This window comes from Polyangium jinanense, assembly GCF_028435365.1.
Map to the genome: position 1 here is coordinate 65752 of NZ_JAGTJJ010000053.1, position 19026 is coordinate 84777.

At 68.6% G+C, this 19026-nt stretch carries 13 protein-coding genes and 1 tRNA gene; 5 read left to right on the top strand and 9 right to left on the bottom strand.

Going from position 1 to position 19026, the window contains the following annotated elements:
* Window positions 1–140 precede the first annotated feature (140 nt).
* Window positions 141–674 (bottom strand): tellurite resistance TerB family protein, encoded by a 534-nt coding sequence (locus tag KEG57_RS43895; RefSeq protein WP_272426910.1) that lies wholly within the window; start codon window positions 672–674, stop codon window positions 141–143.
* A gap of 97 nt (window positions 675–771) precedes the next feature.
* Between KEG57_RS43895 and KEG57_RS43900 the strand changes: the two genes are divergently transcribed.
* Entirely contained in the window at window positions 772–2556 is a 1785-nt protein-coding gene (locus KEG57_RS43900) for an FG-GAP repeat protein (RefSeq protein WP_272426911.1), read from the top strand.
* Here the strand turns inward: KEG57_RS43900 and KEG57_RS43905 are convergent.
* Window positions 2510–2929 carry an arsenate reductase ArsC gene (locus tag KEG57_RS43905; protein WP_272426913.1) on the bottom strand — a complete coding sequence of 140 codons (420 nt, stop codon included), beginning with the start codon at window positions 2927–2929 and terminating at the stop codon, window positions 2510–2512. The two genes, KEG57_RS43900 and KEG57_RS43905, sit on opposite strands and share 47 nt — an antisense overlap.
* A 17-nt stretch (window positions 2930–2946) precedes the next feature.
* On the bottom strand, window positions 2947–4896 hold the full coding sequence (gene selB, locus KEG57_RS55945; RefSeq protein WP_272426915.1) for a selenocysteine-specific translation elongation factor: 1950 nt from the start codon (window positions 4894–4896) through the stop codon (window positions 2947–2949).
* Between the two features lie 46 nt (window positions 4897–4942).
* Here selB and KEG57_RS43915 point away from each other — a divergent pair.
* Window positions 4943–5037 (top strand) — tRNA-Sec (locus KEG57_RS43915).
* A 157-nt stretch (window positions 5038–5194) separates the two neighbouring features.
* Here the strand turns inward: KEG57_RS43915 and KEG57_RS43920 are convergent.
* Both KEG57_RS43920 and KEG57_RS43925 read right to left on the bottom strand, forming a co-directional pair.
* Entirely contained in the window at window positions 5195–6574 is a 1380-nt protein-coding gene (locus KEG57_RS43920) for an FHA and sigma-54 interaction domain-containing protein (protein ID WP_272426916.1), read from the bottom strand.
* A gap of 16 nt (window positions 6575–6590) precedes the next feature.
* Window positions 6591–7688, bottom strand: coding sequence for a serine/threonine-protein kinase (locus tag KEG57_RS43925; RefSeq protein WP_272426917.1), 1098 nt, complete (start codon window positions 7686–7688; stop codon window positions 6591–6593).
* 209 nt (window positions 7689–7897) lie between these two features.
* On the opposite strand from KEG57_RS43925, the gene KEG57_RS43930 reads away from it, so the two are divergent.
* Genes KEG57_RS43930 through KEG57_RS43940 form a run of 3 tightly spaced genes read left to right on the top strand, consistent with a single transcriptional unit; the run spans window position 7898 to window position 12012 of the window.
* On the top strand, window positions 7898–8287 hold the full coding sequence (locus tag KEG57_RS43930) for a CesT family type III secretion system chaperone (RefSeq protein WP_272426918.1): 390 nt from the start codon (window positions 7898–7900) through the stop codon (window positions 8285–8287).
* Between the two features lie 46 nt (window positions 8288–8333).
* The gene (locus KEG57_RS43935) at window positions 8334–9161 is read left to right on the top strand and encodes a PspA/IM30 family protein (RefSeq protein ID WP_272426919.1); all 828 of its coding nucleotides are present in this window, start codon (window positions 8334–8336) and stop codon (window positions 9159–9161) included.
* A 16-nt stretch (window positions 9162–9177) separates the two neighbouring features.
* Window positions 9178–12012, top strand: coding sequence for a cation-translocating P-type ATPase (locus tag KEG57_RS43940; protein ID WP_272426920.1), 2835 nt, complete (start codon window positions 9178–9180; stop codon window positions 12010–12012).
* 1 nt (window position 12013) lies between these two features.
* Here KEG57_RS43940 and KEG57_RS43945 read toward each other — a convergent pair whose 3' ends face one another.
* From KEG57_RS43945 to KEG57_RS43960, 4 genes are read right to left on the bottom strand one after another with little or no spacing between them, the layout of a single operon-like run.
* Window positions 12014–12898, bottom strand: coding sequence for an Rpn family recombination-promoting nuclease/putative transposase (locus KEG57_RS43945; RefSeq protein WP_272426921.1), 885 nt, complete (start codon window positions 12896–12898; stop codon window positions 12014–12016).
* Between the two features lie 9 nt (window positions 12899–12907).
* Window positions 12908–15373, bottom strand: coding sequence for a helicase-related protein (locus KEG57_RS43950; RefSeq protein ID WP_272426922.1), 2466 nt, complete (start codon window positions 15371–15373; stop codon window positions 12908–12910).
* Window positions 15373–17355 carry a phospholipase D-like domain-containing protein gene (locus tag KEG57_RS43955; RefSeq protein WP_272459619.1) on the bottom strand — a complete coding sequence of 661 codons (1983 nt, stop codon included), beginning with the start codon at window positions 17353–17355 and terminating at the stop codon, window positions 15373–15375. The genes KEG57_RS43950 and KEG57_RS43955 overlap by 1 nt, the downstream gene beginning before the upstream one ends.
* Window positions 17345–18742 carry a hypothetical protein gene (locus tag KEG57_RS43960; RefSeq protein WP_272426924.1) on the bottom strand — a complete coding sequence of 466 codons (1398 nt, stop codon included), beginning with the start codon at window positions 18740–18742 and terminating at the stop codon, window positions 17345–17347. The genes KEG57_RS43955 and KEG57_RS43960 overlap by 11 nt, the downstream gene beginning before the upstream one ends.
* Between the last annotated feature and the right edge of the window lie 284 nt (window positions 18743–19026).

Genomic DNA, 19026 nt, shown 5'->3' on the forward strand with positions numbered 1-19026 from the left:
TTGATCTTGCCATCGGCCCGTTGGAAGAACTGCGCATCGCGCAGTTCTTCCACCCCGAGTCCAGGGCTTGCCCTGGTTCGGGTCGAGGGGCGAACAGCCCCCGCGGGGTCCGGGGCAGCGCCCCGGCGCGGCGCCCCCAATCAGCCGTGGGCCTGGCCCATGATCTTGTGCAGCTCGTCGATCGAGAAGCCGAAGGCGCGGGCGAGTGACTGCAGCGCGAGACCTTCCTTCTGACCGACGCCGCCGTCGAGCCATGCGACGGCCGAGGCGACGAGCAGGGTCGCGCGGCGGAGCTCCGGATCGGGCAGGATCTCGGCGATGGCGTGGGCGCGGGCGTCGATGCCCTCGGAGGCGCGGCCTTGGGCGTCGTTCGCCATGGCGGCGAGATGGTCTGCGGCGAACTTGTTCTCCGTGAGTGCACCGACGCGCTCGACGAGACGATCGGATTCGCTGCTCGTGTAGCGCCCGTCCGCGGATGCGACCAGATAGGCGGCCTCGACGAGCGCGCTGATCTGGGCGCCCACGTGCGCCTCTGCGGCGGCGTGCTGGGCTTCGGCCTCGGCCTTCGCGGCGGCCTCGCGCTCGAGCATTTCCTTGTACGCGTCTGCCTGCGCGAGGGCCTCCTGCACCGCTGCGACGTTCCCGAGGCTTCCCAGCCGCTTCACTTCCGCCATGATGACCTCCCTTTCTTTCGGGCAGGGACCTTCGCACGTGAGCGGCGGCATTGTCCACGCCCTTCCGGCGCGGGGGCGATACGATACCGGCCTACCCATGCCCAAGGCGCCCCGATCGAACGCCCCCGCTTGGCTTGCCCTGCTCCTGCCCCTCGCTGCCTGCGATCTGGGTACCGCGGCGCTGGAGCATGTCACTCGCACTGCCGCGGCGCTCGTCGCGACCGAGGTGATCGAGCTTTTGGCGCCGGACGGCGATCCGAGTGACTTCTTTGGCTTCTCCGTGGCGCTCTCGGGGGACACGGCGATCGTCGGCGCGCCTGACGAGGACACGAAAGGCACGGATGCGGGCGCGGCGTACGTGTTCGTTCGGACGAACGGCGGGTGGGCGTTCGAGCAGAAGCTCGTGGCGAGTGATGGCGGGCCGGGGAAATGGTTCGGGCATGCGGTGGACGTCGACGGGGACGTGGCCGTCGTGGGATCGCCGAGGGGCGACGGCGGGGCGCCGGCGTCGGGCGTCGTGTACGTGTTTGCCCGAACGAACGGCGTGTGGACACAGCAGCAAAAGGTGTTCGGGAGCGACGGGAAGCCGGGGGATACGATGGGGCAGGCGGTGGCGCTCGTGGGCGGGACGCTCGTCGCGGGGGCGCCGACCGAGGACACGAAAGGCGTGGACGCGGGGGCGGTGTACGTATTCGGCGAGAATGGTGGTGCGTTCACGCAGCAAAAGAAGATCCTCGCGGCGGATGGGCAGGCGGGGGATCGATTGGGGGCGTCGGTTGGTTTGTCGGGGCAGACAGTGATCGCTGGTGCACCGGGGGAGGACGATGCGGGGTCGGATGCGGGCGCGGCGTATGTTTTCGTGGGCGCGGGGCCGGTGTGGAGCCAGCAAAAGAAGTTCGTCGCGGCGGATGGTCAGGCGGGGGATGCGTTTGGTTCGGCGGTGGCCATCGAGGGGGATGCGGCGATTGTGGGCGCGCCGCTCGCGAATGCGGTCGGGAGTGACGCGGGGGCGGCGTATGCATTCGCGCGCGCTGGGCTCACGTGGGCGGCGACGGGCAAGCTCGTGCCGGAGGGGCTCGGGTCGGACGATCGGCTGGGGACGAGCGTGGCGATCACGAAAGGTCGAGTGATCCTGGGCGCGCTCCTCGACGATACGAAGGGGTCGAATGCGGGCGCGGCCTACGTGTTCACGGAGAATGGGGCTGGATGGGCCCTGGATCTCCTGCTCGTGGCGGGTGACGGAACGGCGGGCGACGCCTTCGGGTTTTCGGTGGCCATGGAGGGGGAGACGGCGTTCGTGGGCGCGTATCTGGAGGACGACGCCGGGACGAACGCGGGGTCGGCGTACGTGTTCGTCCTGAAAAGCGAGAATGGGGAGGCCTGCACGACGGGCGCGGCGTGCGCGAGTGGGTTCTGCGTGGATGGCGTATGTTGTGACAGCGCGTGTGATCTCGGCGTGTGCGATGCATGCGCGATGGCCGCGGGCGCGAGCGTGGATGGGGCATGCACGCGGTTCACGGGGACGGCTTGTGACGATGGGGACGCGTGTACGGTCAGCGATATCTGCGCGGAAGGCGTATGCACGAGCGGAGCGCCCAAAGATTGTGGCGGCGCGGCGTGTGTGGATGGCCAATGCATGACGGAAGCGGACGCGGGTCCGGATGCGGAGGCGGACGCGGGCGCGGATGCGGCACCGGACGCGGAGGCAGACGCGGAAGCCCCCGCGGACGAAGCCGTTCGCCTCTCCGGCGGCGCTTGCCAGATGCAACACGGCACGGGCGAACGCGCCGGCTGGTTTTTCCTGACGCTCCTCGCGGCCGCGCTCGGGCGGTCCTTCAGGTCCGGTCGAGGATCGCCGCGAGGGACTCGAGCTGCCCTTTGATCTCGTCGCGCGCGCGGCGGAAGCGCGCGAGCATCTGCTCGCGGCCGAGGCTCGGATCGTCGCTCGCGGGATCCTCGATCGGCAAGTAATAGTGCTGCTTGTCGCCCAAGGTCGCCGGACAGACCTCCTCGTCGCAGAGGCGGATCACCGTGTCCACGGAGTCGGGCTCGATCGCGCCCACGAATTTCGAGGTATTTCCGCTGATGTCGATGCCGATCTCACGGCAAACCTCGATCGCCCACGGGTTCACGTGGGAGGGCTCGCTGCCCGCGCTCTGGACGCGGATGCCGTCTCCGAAGATGGCTCGCCCGAGCCCCTCGGCCATCTGGCTTCGCGCGGAGTTTTTCACGCACAGAAATACGACGGAGTGCATTTTTGGGCGCTGGAACGTCATTTTCCCCTCACGCGGCTGTCATCGGCCTCGCGCCGCGTGATGCCCTCCCGATCGAACAATTCGAGCAGCGGAATCGCCTGCCTCCGGCCGAGGCCCGATAGATCTTTGAAATCGGCAATCGACATGCGGCCGTGTTTGTCGAGGTGATCCTTCACCTTGGTCCGCAGCGCGTCGATCTCCGCCCGGAAAAACCAAAGCTCGCCGGCGTGGATCGCGTGCCCCTCGCGCACGAGCTTCGCCAGGATCGCCTTCACTTCCTTGGGCGACGCGCCCGAGGCCTCCTTGACGCCGAACTCGGTCAACCCCTTGAGCTGCGCCTTCTCCAGCGCCGTGAGCGCCGCGCCGAGCGCGCCGAGCGCGCCCGAAGCCGACGCAGCCGTGATCTGCGGGGCGCGCACGACGTCCCCCTCGACGACGATGGGCTCGCCCGCGACGCTGCCGCTCTTCGAAGCCGCGAGCTTGATGATCTCGTCGGCCGCCTCGGCCCCAGCCCGCGCGGCGAGGCGCGCCCGCAAGGTTTCGAGGACCATGCCGCGATCGAGCGGGTTTTTCTTTTGATGTGCAACGACGAGCCCACGCGCCTCCACGGCGAGCTCGACGAGCGCGGTACGAGGCACCCAGCCGAGGCGCTTGATGCGCGCGAGCTCGCCCTTGTCGCCGAGCTTGTCGGCCGCGCGTTCGAGCTCGGCCGCAGGCAAGGAGAAGCGCGAGGGCAAGGCGTCACGCGGGAGCGTGCGCGGCGAGGCTTCGAGGGCAAGCGCGCGCATGACAGCCTGCGGCTCGCGCGTGACGAAGAGGGCTTCGAGGACGGCGAGGCGCGCGGCGCGGCCACGCTTGCGCAAGCTCTGGGGCGGGCGCGCGTCGAGGACTTCGCCGCCGCCGAGCACGGCGCCCGCGGGGCCGTCGACGTCGGAACCGCGGAGGACAAATCTGTCGCCGCCGACGACAGCGAGCGCGTCGGCGAGGCGCAAACGGGCGAGGCGGCGGCCGTCTTCGAGCAGTTCGCCGAGGAGGTCGAGCTTGCCCGAGGAGCGCGCGGTGCCGATGTACACGGAGACGCTCATGCCGCTGCGCACAGGGGCCGTGGCCCGGAGCGAGACGTCGAGGCGGCGCGTGGGGACGACACTGGGATCGTCGGTGACGAGGTCGCCGCGGTGCACGGATTCGAGCGGCAAACCCGCGAGGTTCAAGGCGAGGCGAGTCGGGGCTTCGGCAACGTCGACGGCGCGATCGTGGATGTGGAGGCCACGCGCGCTCGTCTTGTGGACCGCGCCCTCGGCGCCGCGCTCGCCCGCGCGGCCGGTGCCGACGACGAAGAGCGGCGCGCCGAGCGGGATTTTGCCTTCGACGAGCGTGCCCGTGACGACGGTGCCGGCGCCGCGCACGGAGAAGACGCGGTCGACGCCGATGCGCGCGCGCGGCGCGGCCGCAAGCGGCGGGAGCGCGGTCAAAGCGCGCCGGACCGCGTCGCGCACCGCATCGAGGCCTTCGCCCGTGCGCGCCGAGCAGAGCACGACCTCGGCCAGCATGCGGCCGGCGAGGAGCTCGACGGCCTCGTCGCCCGCGAGGCGCGCGAGCTCTTCGCCCACGCGATCCATCTTCGTGACGACCACGACGGCGCGGCGAATGCCGAGCAGCTCGCACGCCGCGATGTGCTCCCGGGTCTGCGGCATGACGCCCTCGTCCGCGGCGACGACGAGCATCACAACCTCCATGCCGATCGCGCCGGCGATCATGGTGTGCACGAGGCGGCGGTGGCCCGGGACGTCGATGATGCTGACCTCGATGCCGTCCCCGAGGCTCCACGGCGCAAAGCCGAGCTCGATCGTGATGCCGCGGCGCTTCTCCTCGGGCAGGCGATCCGTGTCGATGCCCGTCAAGGCGCGGACGAGGGTGGTCTTGCCGTGGTCGACGTGACCCGCAGTGCCAAGGACGAAGCGACGCACGGCGCGAGGGTAGCCCTACGCGACAAAACCCGCTAGAAGGGCAGGTGGAAGCGCGCGGTCGGCTGGTGCCACCCCCGGTCTTCAAAATCGGTGCGGGGCAGTTCCGCTGTCCTGGGCAGGTTCGATTCCTGTGCGCTTCCGTCGTTTTCGATGGAGCCGCGTAGCGCCGGGGTTTCACCCCGGGCCCGACCAGGGGCTGTCCGCCCCTGGACCCGGGGCCTGCGCAAGCGCTGGACCCTTGGTGCATCGGCCGCGATGCGGCCGATGCACCGGGGAACGATTTACGGGTGAGGCCCTCTCAGGCGTCGCCGCCCTCGGTCTTGCCGTGGATGCCGTGCCGCTTGAGGTAGGTGCGGACATGGGCGCGCTCCATGCCAGCGCGGCGCGCGATCTCCGAGATGTTGCCTTTCGCCTCGTCGAAGAGCGCTGCGAAGTACTCGCGCTCGAACCGCGCGAGCACGTCGTGCTTGGCCTCCTGGAACGCCTTGCCCTTGAACGATGCGCCTGCGCCGGTCGAGACCGGTCCGCCTGCGCTCGAAGGCGGCGGGCCTGCGACATGCGGCTCGTGGATCTCCGTCAGCGCTCCCAGGTGCGCCGCGACGTCGAGCTCCTCGCCTTCGCCCGCGAGCGCGTACGCCACCGCGACCGCGTTCTTCAGCTCGCGCACGTTGCCAGGCCAGTCGTGGCGCATGAGCCGTTCGAGCGTGGAGTTACTGACCCGATCGAATGCACCCTCGTCGCCGCCGAGATCCCGCAGCATGCGGCGCACGAGCACCGGGATGTCCTCGAGCCGCTGGCGCAACGCGGGTAGCTCCACGCGCACCTGCGCCACACGGAAGTAGAGGTCGCTGCGGAAGGCGCCGGTGTTCACGGCCCGCACGAGATCCCGCCGCGTCGCCGCGAGCACGCGGACGTCGACCTCACGGTACGAGGAGCCGCCCACGCTCTTGATGCGGCGCTCCGCCAGCGCGCGGAGCAGCTTCGGCTGCACCTCGATCGGCAGCTCGCCGAGCTCGTCGAGGAAGATCGTCCCACCCTCCGCTTCCACGAACGGCGAGAGGCGCTTGTCGACCGCGCCCGTGAACGCGCCGCGCTCGTGGCCGAAGAGCGTCGCCTCGGCGAGGCTCGACGGGATCGAGCCGCAGTCGACGACGACGAACGGTTTTTTCGCGCGCGCGCTCGCCTGGTGGATCGCCTGCGCCACGACCTCCTTGCCCGTGCCCGTCTCGCCCGTGATCAGCACGGTGAGGTCCGTCGGCGCGACCTTGGAGAGTTTTTCGAAGATGCCGCGCATCCCGGCGCTCTGCGCGACGAGCGGCCCGAAGGCCGGGATCGCGGGCACCGTGATCCGCTCGGGCCGCGCGGGCTCGAACGAGAGCTCGGTCTCGCCGAGCCGGAGCTTGCACGCGGCGAGCAGGAAGACCTCGCCGACGCGCACGCCGCCCGCGAACGTGCCGTTGCGGCTGCCGAGATCCCGCACGCGCACGCCTTGCTCGGTGGCCACGAGCTCGGCGTGCACGGCGCTGATCTTCGCGTCGTCGAGCACGATGCTGCACTGGGCGTTGCGGCCGACGATCACCGGCTCGGTGCCCACTTCCACCCAGCCCGCCTTGCCGGCCTTGATGCGGCCTCCGCGGACTTCGACCTTGTTTCGTGAAAGGACGGTCGCGTCGTTCACGGCGTCACCCGATTCGTCACCTGCCGGTCCTGCGTCCTCGCCCCAGCTCGAAGGAAACGTCGGGCGCCTGCCCGAGCAGCGGCGTGTCCACCGTCTCCGTGGGCGGATGATCGACCCACGTGGGCTGATCGTCCTGGCTCCCCGCCACATCCGATTCGTCCGCGACCGTCGGCGGATCGGGCGGCGCGAGGTTGAGCGACGAGGGCTCGGGCGCCCGCGGCGGCGGTGGCGGCTGGATCGCGCGTCCTCCCGGCGCGAGCGTGCGCCATGCGTCGAGCGCCTCGCGCGCCGAGTTCCACCGGTTCTCGCGCTTGCGCTCGAGCGCGCGCTCGAGGAACCGCTCGATCCCCGCGGGCCAGCGGTCTCCGGTCGCCTCGGCCAGGCTCGGCGCTTGTCGTTCGAGCTTCATCGCCACGAGCAGCGCCGCCGTCGTCCCCTCGAAAGGCAGCCGCCCCGAGAGCGAGCGGAACGCGACCGCGCCGACCGCGTAGATGTCCGCCCGTTCGTCCGCGCGCGCCGCGCCACGCACCTGCTCGGGCGCCATGTATGCGAACGAGCCCAGCGTCGCATCGAAGGCCGTGAGCGTCGGCTCGTTTTGCTCGCCGTCGCCGCGCTTCAGCTTCGAGATTCCGAAGTCCAGGATCTTCGCGCGCTCGGGCCGCTCGGGGAACGCCGTGCGCTCCAGGAAGATGTTTCCGGGCTTCAGATCCCGATGGATCACGTCGGCGGCATGGGCCGCACCGAGCCCGCAGAGCACGTCTTCGATGATCGGGAAGACCTCGGTGAACGGCAGGTATTGCTCGCGCTTCAGCCGGTCGGCCAGGCTCTCGCCGTCGAGCCGCTCGAAGACCAGCAAATGCGCCCCGTCGGGCGTCTGGCCCACGTCGAGCAGGCTGCAGACGTAGGGGCTCTGGATGGCCGAGGCGATCTTGGCCTCGCGCTGGAAGCGCTGCACGAGGTCGGGCTTCACGGCGGCGCGGGCGAGGAGCACCTTGATGGCCACCTCACGCCCGGTCGTATCGCTGCGAGCAGCCCACACCTCGCCCATACCGCCGCGGCCGAGGAGGCGGGTCACTCGGTAGCCCGCGAGGATGTCGCCAGGGTGGATCGCCACGGACCGGGGGTTTGGGGGCGAAGCTCGGGTCATCCGAGCGTAGCCCCCAAGCGTTGACCTGCACCAAAGACCGTACCAGCGAAGGCCCGGCGATTGGAAGGGAGAAACGCGGCGCTTGTTTCTCGGGAAACGCTTGCTCGCGCGGGCGCCGGAAAAGTGTTCGGATCCCCTCGACCCTGCCTTGCACTGCCTGTACGCTCCGGCCGGCCATGCCGCGAACCGCCGAGGACGTAGAGAACTTCCTCCTGCAACTGAGCCGCCCCTTCGAGAAGGACGGCGAGACCTACCTCGTCTCCGCAGGCGAGAACAAGCCGCCGATCGCGATCCGCGTGGCGCCGCCGATCCTCGCCGTGCGCGTGTCGATCGGCCCGCTGCCCAAGGATCCCGAGCACCAGAACAAGCTGTTCCGCCGGTTGCTCGAGTACAACGCGACGGACCTGATGCACGCCGCCTACGGCATCGCCGATCACACCGTCGTGCTCTCGGCCGCGTTGCCCCTCGACAACCTCGACCCTAACGAGCTCGAGGCCACGCTGAGCGACCTCGATCTCGCGTTGGCGCAGCACGTGCCGACGCTTCACGATCTCGCCACCACCTAGCTCACCTAGCTCGCGAGACCAGTTCTCGGACGAGAGGCCAATCGAGATGGGAATTTTCGCGCGACTCGCCACCCTCATCAAGTCGAACCTGAACGACCTCATCAGCCGCTCGGAGGACCCCGAGAAGATGCTGAACCAGGTCGTCATCGACATGTCCAACCAGCTCATCGAGGCGAAGAAGCAGGTGGCCGTCTCGATCGCCGACGAGAAGCGGCTCGCGAAGCAAGCCGAGCAAGAGGCCGCGAACGCCGCCGAGTGGGAGCGGCGCGCGATGCTCGCGATCAAGGCCGGCGACGACAACCTCGCGAAGGAAGCGCTGGCCCGGAAAAAGGAGCACGACCAGCTCGCCGCGTCCTACAAGGACCAGTGGCAGAAGCAGAAGCAAGCGGTCGAGCAGCTCAAGACCGCGCTCCGCCTGCTCAACAACAAGATCGAAGAGGCCAAGCGCAAGAAGAACGTGCTCATCGCGCGCAAGAAGCGCGCAGAGGCGCAGAAGGCCATCCAGGAGACGCTCTCCGGCCTGAACAACGCCTCCGCCTTCGAGACGTTCGATCGCATGTCGGCCAAGATCGACCAGATCGAGGCCGAGGCCGAGGCCGCAGGCGAGATCCAGGAGCAGTACACGGGCGACACGCTCGCGCACCGCTTCGGTCAGCTCGAGGCCACGCAAGGCGCCGAGGACGACCTCATGGCGCTGAAGCGCAAGATGGGCGTCGTGCCGCCCGAGCCGCCGAAGGAGGTCGCCCCCGCGCAAGTGCGCGTCGCGGGCCCGGCCCCCGCCCCGCCGACGCAGGCCGAGCAAGATGAGCTCGCCGCCGCGCTCGCCGAGCTCGAAGCAGAAGAGCAACGCGAGCAAGCCCGCATGAAGCGCTAGTCGAATAGTACCTGCCATGAGTGAAGCTGGGACGACGGGCACGGGATCCGTCCGCCCCCCTCCGGAGCAGCGCGCGCCTGCCAGCAAGGCAAAGCCGCCAGCGACGGAGGGGAAGGACGGGCTCGTTTACACAGAGGACATCGACACCCTTTTGGGTCGGCTCGGCGCGAGCTCGATCGATGGGCTCGACGAAGCCGAGGCCGCGGCGCGGCTCGAGAAGTACGGCAAGAATCGGCTCCCCGATCCGCCACGGAAGAGCACGCTGCGGAGGCTGCTCGAGCAGTTCGCGAACCCGCTCGTCCTGACGCTCCTCGCCGCCGCCGCAATCGCGGTCGTCGTGGGCTTCACGGACCACGAGGGCGGGTTCCTGAGCCGCTTTGGCGACGCGATCGCGATCCTGCTCATCGTCATCCTCAACGCGTTCCTCGGCTACTACCAGGAGCGCCGCGCCGAGGCTGCGCTCGACGCCCTGCAGAAGCTCAGCGCGCCGGCTGCGCGCGTGCGTCGCGGCGGCAAGGTCCGGGTCATCCCGGCCGAGGAGGTGGTCCCGGGTGATCTCCTCGAGCTCGAAGCGGGCGACGCGATCGCGGCCGACGCGCGGCTCGTGCAGACGATCGACCTCGCGACCGAAGAGGCGGCGCTGACGGGCGAGAGCACGGCCTCGATGAAGGACGCGCTCTCGCCGGTGGGGGCCGACGCGCCGCTCGGCGATCGCGTGAACATGGTCTTCACGGGGACGACGGTCGTGCGCGGCAAGGCGCGCGCCGTCGTCACCACGACGGGCAGCGGCACGGAGCTCGGCCGGATCGGCGAGATGATCAGCTCCGTCGGCGAGACGAAGACGCCCCTCGAAGAGCGCCTCGAATCGTTCGGCACGACGATCCTGCGTGTCTGCCTCGTGCTCTCGGCCGTGCTCCTCGGCTGGGGCTTTCTCCGCGGCGGGCGGCCGTGGCACGAGCTCTTGCTGGAAGCCGTGAGCCTCGCAGTCGCCGCGATCCCCGAGGGCTTGCCCGCGATCACCACGATCACGCTCGCGCTCGGCATGCAGCGCATGGCGCGGCGTGGGGCCATCGTGCGCAAGCTGCCGGCGGTCGAGACGCTCGGCGCAGCGACGGTCATCGCCTCGGACAAGACCGGCACGCTGACGCAGAACGAGATGACCGTGCGTGTCGTCTACGCGGGCGGCAAGCGCTACCAGGTCACGGGCGAGGGCTACGATCCGCACGGCGGCTTCCGGCACGAGGGCGAGATCGACCTCGACCTCGAAAGGCTCCCGGCGCCGCTCACGTACACGCTCGCGACGGCCGCGCTCTGCAACAACGCGCACCTCGACCAGGACAAGGAGACGAAGAAGTGGCGCATCGTCGGGGATCCGACGGAAGGCGCGCTGCTCGCGCTCGCGGCCAAGGGCAACCTCGCCCGCGAGTCCGTCGCTCCCTCGCACCAGTTCGTCCACGAGTTGCCCTTCGACAGCGACCGCAAGCGCATGACCGTGATCACGCGCGACAAGAACGGCCGCGAGATCGCGCACGTGAAGGGCAGCGTCGACGTGCTGCTCCCGCTCTGCGTCAAGTACGCGACCGACGACGGCGTTCGTGGCCTGACCGAGGAGGATCGGCGCACGATCACCCATGTCGCCGAGGAGATGAGCGGGCAAGCGCTGCGCGTGCTCGCGATCTGCCGCCGCGTGCGCAAGGACTCTGCGGAGGACGGCGACGTCGAGCGAGAGCTCACGTTCCTCGGCCTCGTGGGCATGATGGATCCGCCGCGCGCGGGCGTGAAGGAGGCCGTCGCGACCTGCAAGGCGGCGGGCATCCGCGCGGTGATGATCACCGGCGATCACAAGCTCACGGCCACGGCGATCGCCAAGGAGATCGGCCTCTGGGACGAGGGCGACGAGGCGATCACGGGCTCCGAGCTCGCGAAGATGACGGACGAGGAGCTCACGAAGCGCGTGGAGCATCTGCGCGTCTTCGCGCGGACCACGGCCGAGCAGAAGCTCCGCATCGTGCGGGCGTTCAAGGCGAAGGGGCACGTGGTGGCGATGACGGGCGACGGCGTGAACGACGCGCCGGCGCTGCGCGAGTCGCACATCGGCGTGGCGATGGGCCTCGGGGGCACGGACGTCGCGCGGCAGGCCGCCGACCTCGTGCTCGCGGACGACAACTTCGCCACGATCGTCGAGGCCGTGCGCGAGGGCCGCGCGATCTACCGCAACATCCAGAAGTTCATCTTCTTCTTGCTGTCGTCGAACATGGGCCTGCTCGTGGCCGTGTTCGTGGTGTCGTTCTTCGGCAAGTGGCCTCCGCTGACGCCGCTCATGATCCTGTGGATCAACCTGGTCACCAACGGCCTGCCGGCCCTGGCGCTGGGCATCGATCCGCCGGATCCGCACCTCATGCGCGAGCCGCCGCGCGACACGGCCGAGGGCCTGCTGAACCGCCGCGACTACCTCGGAATCCTCTACGTCGGCGGGATCATGGGCGCCGCCGCGGTGGCGCTCTACGTGATGTCGCCGCAAGACGAGCAGGGCCTGCTCCAGACGCGGGCCTTGGCCTTCTCGCTGCTCGCGCTCTCGCCGCTCTTCCACGCGTGGAGCTGCCGGAGCCCGATCCTCTCGGCATTCTCGTCGAAGCCGCTCGTGAGCCTCCCGCTCTTCCTCGCGTGCGCGGCGAGCGCGGCGATCCACCTGGTCGCGATCCTGGTGCCGAGCCTGCGGCCGGTGTTCCGGACCTACGCGATGTCCCCGAACGAGTGGATGCTGCTCCTGGTCCTGTCGGCGCTCGTCGTGCCTGCCGTGGAGATCGCCAAGGTGATCGATCGGGCGATCCGCAAGCAGACCGCCCGCTGATTCAAGGCCAACGACGCTCGCGACGCAGATGTGCGAGCAACGCTTCGAGCCCGGCTGCGTCGAGCGCGGCGAGCCGGGCTCGACGCTCATCATCCATCCCGATGCCGAGCACGTCGCACGTGGCGACGATGCCCTGACGAATCCCTTCTTCGAGCCCCTCTCTGCGCGCGAGCGAGAGCGCGCCACGCTCGTTCTGGATGGCCATGCCCGAGGCGATGTACGCGTCCCACTCCTCGCGCGTGAAGCTCGCCGTGCGTGCAGCCTCCAGGGCCGCGACGAGCGGCGGGTGCTGGAGCGACGGCGGGATCATCGTCAGGTTGCGCGCTTCGCGGAAGAAGTAGGCCCACTTCTCGACGAGCGTCTCGGGCTCGCGCGACGTGTCGTACTTGGGCAGTTCCAGAAAGACGAACTGGAGCTCGGATAACCCCCGCACGCCGCTCGTCTGCTCTTGCATGCGCCACCGGCTGAGCATCGGGACCGACGTTCCATCCAGGCGCGGCCAGAGCTCGAAGTCGCAGATGCTGATGCCGATGACGTCGTCGAGCTCGGGGTAGTCGTCGCCGACCTCGAGCTGGTTCGTGTACGCCTTCGCGACGTTGTAGACGACGCGCTTCTCGAAGGCCTCGACGTTGAGCACCTGCATCTCGACGACGTACGTGGTGCCGCGCGCGTCGACGCACTTCACGTCGACGATCGAGTACTTGAGCTCGCTCACCTTGGGGCGCTGCTCGGCCGGCAAGAACGAGACGTCCGTGATGCGATGCGCATGGTCGAGACCAAACACGTCGTTCAGGAAGCCGATCAGGGCGGGCTTGTGCTCCTCGGTCCCGAAGATCCGCTGGAAGACGAAGCCGGTCTTGGGATCGGCGAAGACGGGGCGGCTCACAGGGAGGTTCTAGCGCCGGAGCCCGATAGTACGAGGCTCGGCCCGCCGGGGGCGCTGTGATGGGTCGAGAGGTCGCAGATCGATCATCACCATCTCCCTCTCCTCGGGCGTCATTCGCCCCTTCTCCTCAACCGCATCCACGTCGGCTGCCGTTTGCTCCGGGTCCTCCTCCGCAGGCCCTTTCAGGAGCGCCTTGCGTTTCGACCCGATGAGCACCTGAAACCACGCGTCTCGCTGCATCACCGTGTGGAAGATCCGCTCCTCGTACGTGTCCTTCAGCAGAAAGAAGTGCACCTCGACCGGGCCCTCGTTCGCCGTCGTTCGTCCCTCGCGGTCGACGCGTCCCTCGCGCTGCTCCATCTTCGCGGGGTTCCACTCCACGTCGTAGTGCAGCACGTAACGGGTGTGCCTCTGGAGATCGATCCCCTCCTCGCCGACGCGGCTCACGAGCAGCACGAGCGGCGCGTAGGGATGGTTGAAGTTCTCGCGCCGCGCCTCGCGCTCCGCGCTCGCCTGCTCGCCATCGAAACGCGCGACATAGTCATGCGCCGAGTACACCTCTTTGATGCCGCCCCATGCTCGGCGCGCCTGCTCGACGGGGTCGTCCTCTCCGCTCGCCTCTCCCTGCTCCGTGCCCGCGAGGATGCGTACGATCTCGTCGAGCTTCTCTCGCAGCCTGTCGCCCACCTGTGTCCGCACGAATGTCCGCACGTCCGCGTCCGCCGGCCGCGCACCGCGGCTCGGCTTCATCGACCTCGCGAGGTGCAGCAAGAAGAGCGGCTGCGCGCAATGCCTGGACGCTCTCCGGAACATGGCGTCGATGAGATCCCCCTTGTCGTCCTGCGCCTCGTCCGCTGAGGCGTCGAGCAACACGCGCGTCCTGTCCAGGGTGTCTCGACCGAACTTCTTGCGTAGCTCGTCGTGTGTCAGGCGGCGCTCCTCGTCGAGGGCTCTTCGGACCGCAGCCTGCGCCGCCGAGGGCTTCGCCCAGCCCGCGGCCCTCACTTGCTCCTCGACGAACGGCTTGACTTGATCGGCGACGACCTCCTCCAGCGCCGCCTTCAGCGCTCCGGCCGTGCGCATCAGCGTGTTGAACACGAGGATCTTGTTCAACGTCGCGCCGGGCTGCCTGCGCACCCGCTCGATTTCCCGGTCGAGGATCCCCTCCACCACGCTGCGGAGGGCGGCGATCTTCGGGTGGACGTGCCCCGTCGCTTGAAGTCGGTCGAGAGCCGCTCGGGTCTCGGCGACGCGAGGCAGCGTTTCTTTTTTGAGGATCGAGCTCCCTCCGAGCTGTTCGTAACTCGAGAGGCACTGCCGGAGATCTCCCGCGACGAACGAGGAGTCCTCCTTCTCCTTTTTCGAGGCTTGCTGGGCGTCCACGAGCACGTCCCGGAGGTGCAGGTAGACCCAGGTGTCCTCCCCTTCGAGGGGGATGAGCGGGCTCTCCTTCACCACGGGACGCATATCGTCGAGCTTCTTAAATCCACGGGCGACGTACCCACCGTTCCGTTTCTCCGTCAGGGCATAACGACGGAGGTTCTCGTCCTTGACGTTCCGGATCAGGTAACGCCGCAAGAGCGGCTGCAAGCCCGGTGTCCCCGGGCGCTGCCCGCAGGACGCGTCACGCAGCCGCAGCTCGTTCAGGCGCTCCACGACCTCCCTCCTGCCCTCGTGCGCGGGCAGGAAGTTTCGCTTGTTGTGGAAATGCCCGAGCGCTCTCTCGTATCGCGAAAGTCCGTCCTCGATCCGGTCGAGGTCCTCGTCGCAAGCGCCCGCGATGCGCAGGAGGTTGACCATTTCCTTGATCTCGAGCTGGAACGGCGTGGCCGTGAGCGCGAGCGTGAACCTCGCCGAAAGCCCTTCCCTCCGGCTCTCGGCGGTCTGCTCGGGGAAAAAGACGCGGCTGCGCTCGGTCTTCAGGTTGGTGAAATGGTGCGCCTCGTCGACGATGACGACGTCCCAGTCCGTCTGCCGGAGCCAGCGGACGATCGGGGAAGCGTCGTGCGAATTGCTCTCCGTGAGCAGGAGCGGCTTCACGAGATACATGCGGCCTCGAGGGACCTGGTGCTTCCCGCCTTCGAGTACGCCGCTCCCCTTCCCGTCCGAGCGTTTTCCGATCTCCTCGACGTGGCGGAGCATGTCGCTGAAGGCCTTCCAGTCGGCCGTCGAGACGTATTGCTGGAAGCCCGCCTCGCCGCTCGTGCTCGTGATCTCGCGGCGCCACTTGCTCATGAGCGCGCGCTCGGCCACCACGAGCACGCGCTGGATGGGCTGTCGTGTGCCGCGAAAATGCCGCCAGAGCAGCGCCGTGATCCCGAGCGCCTCGTACGTCTTCCCGCAACCGACCTCGTCCGCCAGCACGATGCCGCTCTGCTCCCGCACGAGGAGCGCGTCGAGCGCGGCGCGCACCGCCAGCATCTGATTGTCGCGCGCGAGGCTGATGTGAGAAAGGAGCTTGTCGATATCCACCATCACGCGCGCTCCTGAAGCATTTCGACCACGCGTACGCGCAGGCTCCACACCTCGTCCAGGATGTCGTGCCGGGCGTCGCTCGCGAGCGGAACGCCCTCGAGCGCAACCGCCAGCTTCGCCGGTTCGAGCGCGGCGAACGCCGCCGTCGCGTCGTCGTGCCGATCTGCGACGGCCGAGACGACGCGCGCTACGTGCTCGGCGACCCTCGCCACGAAATACGTCCGCCGGATCCCGTCGATGGAGCCGGCGGACGCGGAGTCGAGCGAACGGCAAAGCTTGGTCGACCACCATCGCAGCGCGAAACGCGACATCTTGCGCGCTTCGAGCCTACGCCAGTGCCCGTCGAGCCCCGCCCGGACTTGCCGGAAGAACTGATCGAGGGACGCCTGGTGCTGCTGCGGCGCGCTCTTCTCTTCCCGTCGCGCGGCTTTCCATGCCGCGATCTGCGCGTCGACGGCGGCGACACGTTGCTCCGGCGTGGCGGCTTGTGCGAGCAGCGCATCCGCCGTGAACACCTCCGTCTCGATGATCAGATTGTTCCAAATCCCGAGCGCCTCCTCGAACCTCACGTTGTACCGCATGATTCGCGTGTCGAGGACCCGGCCGTCGGCGCTCCGCGCCTCGATGCGGAGGGAAACCGCGCGCAATCTCCGCTTTCCCGTCTCGGGATCCTCCTCCTCGAGGGGAGCGTCTTCGATCGGGATGGAAAAAGTGCCGACCCCGAGCCTCCCGCTCTCGTGAAGCACGACGCCCTCCGCCTCGATGGAGACGCGGATGTGGTGGACCTTTTTGCTCCAGATCACGCCGTGGACCGAAAGCACACGCGTCCTCGTGTCGTAGATCGCCTCGCCGACCTCGAAAAGCACTTCGGGCGGAGGAGGCGCGACGTACGCCGGGGGCAAGGCTCCCCGATGTCGTAAAAAGAGCCTGTCGATCTCGAACTCCTCGTGCACCGACTCCATGCTCGCACCGGCGGCCGGGGCCGAAAGGACGAGCGCGCATTCGACGTTCCCCCCCTGCACGACGGACCGCAGGAGCGCCGCGTTCGTGAAATTCGGTGATCCCCAGAGCATCGTGGTCCTCTTTCGTCCGAAGACGACCACGATCTTTCCGTGTAATGGCCGCTCTTCCTCGCTGAACGACTGGGTTCGGAGCGCGACCTTGGCTCCAAGCTCCTGGAGGGCGAGACGCGGCAAAGGCGCGAGCTTGTTCGGCTCCAAGACCGTGCACAACGTCATCCGGGGTACGACCGCGCGCGCCGCCCAAGGGAGCCCCCCTCCGAGCGCGTGGCGCAAAAGAGAATCCGCCTCGTCTGCGACGTCCGCGTCGGTCTCCAGGAAAGGGCTCACGACGAGCACGTGCTCCACGGCGTCATCATCGTGGATGACGCACACCTGACCCCATATCGACGCCTGATACGAATGCACGAAGCGCAGATCGGGGCCACGACGCGGCGCTTCCGGGAGCTCCTCCAGGACGATCCGGGCTTGCGTCACGACGTCACGCACCCGAGCTGCGGAGTCGTCCGCCACCGGGAGCCCCTCCACGACGTCGCCGAGAAACTCCAGAATGCCGGCGAGGACGCCCTTCGGCACGGGCCGTTCTGCGTCCTGCGAAAATACGAGCGGCGTGAGCAGCTCGAGGTTTTGCCCGAGCCCTCCCTTCGTCAGGTTGGCACTCCCGAGGGCCACGAAGACCGCGTCCTCGCGCACCGCGAGGACGAGCTTGGGGTGAAAGACACCGCGCTTTCTTCCCGCGCGAAGGACCGTGACCCAGCGGGCTGTCCCCTCGTCGACGTTTCGGCCAACTTCGCCGGCGATGACGAGCGGGTGCCGCAACCCGTACTTCTCGACGAGCGGCTTCCACAACCGTTCGTTCGCGAGGTCGCCGTCATACCCGAACGAGAGGCCGAGCGCGTGGGTGATCTCGCTGCCGCGGGCAAAACGGTCGAGCTCGTCGAAGAGCTTGATCTCACGCTTCATCGGCGACGTCCTCCGGCCCGAGATCGAGATCGGCGGCGAGCTGGCCGAGCTGGGCGAAGCGGAGCGAGTGCAAAAGCAGCCGGAGCGGGCGCGGCGATCGCCGCACGACGACGTCCCCCTCCATCACCATCCACTCGCCCTTTCCCTTCTTCGCCGATACCTCGACGTGATGCTCGACGAGCTCGGGCAGGAGCTTTTCGATCATGTCCCCCGCGCGCTCGCGGTTCGCGTCGCGCGCCCAAAGCAGGACACGCTCGACGAGGGCCGGCGCCTCCAGGCCGAGCCACTCCACGTATCGATCCTCGAGCCCGAGCCGTAACAAGAGCTGGGTAGCGAGCACGCCGACCTCGGCCCACGGACGCTCCACGGGCGCGAGGAGCTCGGCGGCGATGTCCGTGGGTGAATCCTGCCGGGCGGCCCAGGTCACAGCGCGAACGGAGTTGAAGTCCCGGCCCGCATGCGTGGCGATCTCCTTGCGCCACTTCGAGAGGGAGATGCGCCCGCGCGTCTCGACGGGCTCGAGCGCCGACGCGAACAACGCATTGAGGCCAAGGGCCACGAGCTGATAGGCGCCCGTGGTCTGGATGGGGTGCAATCGATTCGAAGGAGCTCGCTCGAGCGCGGGCCGGAGGACCTTCCAGTTCGTGTGTGTCTCGAGGGCGCCGCCAGCCTTCTCCGCTTCCTCGTCGCCGTCCGTCACGGGTTCGTTGTCCGTGGCATCGTCACCCGTGGAGCCGCCCTTCAGAAGGTCGTGCTCGAAGAGGATCTGGACGGTGTCCCGGCGCGACAGGGCGTCCTGCTCGCCCCCGTTGCCGAGCAACGCGTCGACGAGATACCGCCGCTCGAGGACCCCCGGGCGATGGCTCAAGCAGAGCCGCTCCGCCGAGCCCTCGATCGTATTGCGGCGCTTTTGCGTGCGCGCGCCTCCCTCGAGCGCCCAGGCCACGACCCCCTCGTCGACGCGGCTGATCCGCCCGGCGAGCTGCTTGCCTCGAACCGTCAGGTGGAGCCCGAGCCCGTCGTCGAAATCGTCCTCCTCGATGAGCCCGAGGCTTGCGAGCGAGGTGCGATAAAGCCGCAAGGCGCCGCTCGATGCTTGGTTCTTGAGGATCTTCGTCGGCAGCTCCCAGAGCCCGGCGCCGCGACGTTCACTCACGAATCGCCGGCCGCGCCGCCGGCCGATATAGCTGCACGCCTTGGGATCGTCCTCGTGCCGGAGGGCCTCGCAGAGGACGAGGAGGCGTTCGAGCCGGAGCACGCGCTCGAGGTGTGTACGCTTCGATTCCGCCGCCTGCGCGCGGTCGAGGGCCCAGCAAAGAAAGGTGTAGTAGCGCGCCCGCGACGTGAACACGTTGAGGCCGGGTAACAGCCGATCGGCCTGCGTCATCGCGTGTGCCTGGAGCCCCAGAGGGTCGCGGCTCGAGGGTGGGGAATCGAGCCGGACCAACCAGGAAGGGAGGATGGTAGAAACAGACTCGGCGAGCATCCTGGAGGGACGCTATCACGGTCCACCCTGCAGGAACTTTTCTGTGCGATCCTCGAACACTAACAATCCCCCGGCAAAGCCGGGGGGTTTCGATGTGTGAGCCGCTAAAAGCGGCTGATTTACGGGCCGCTCGCGAGCGGCCTTCGGAGCCACCTTAAGGTGGCGCTCGATCCTACAGGAGGCGG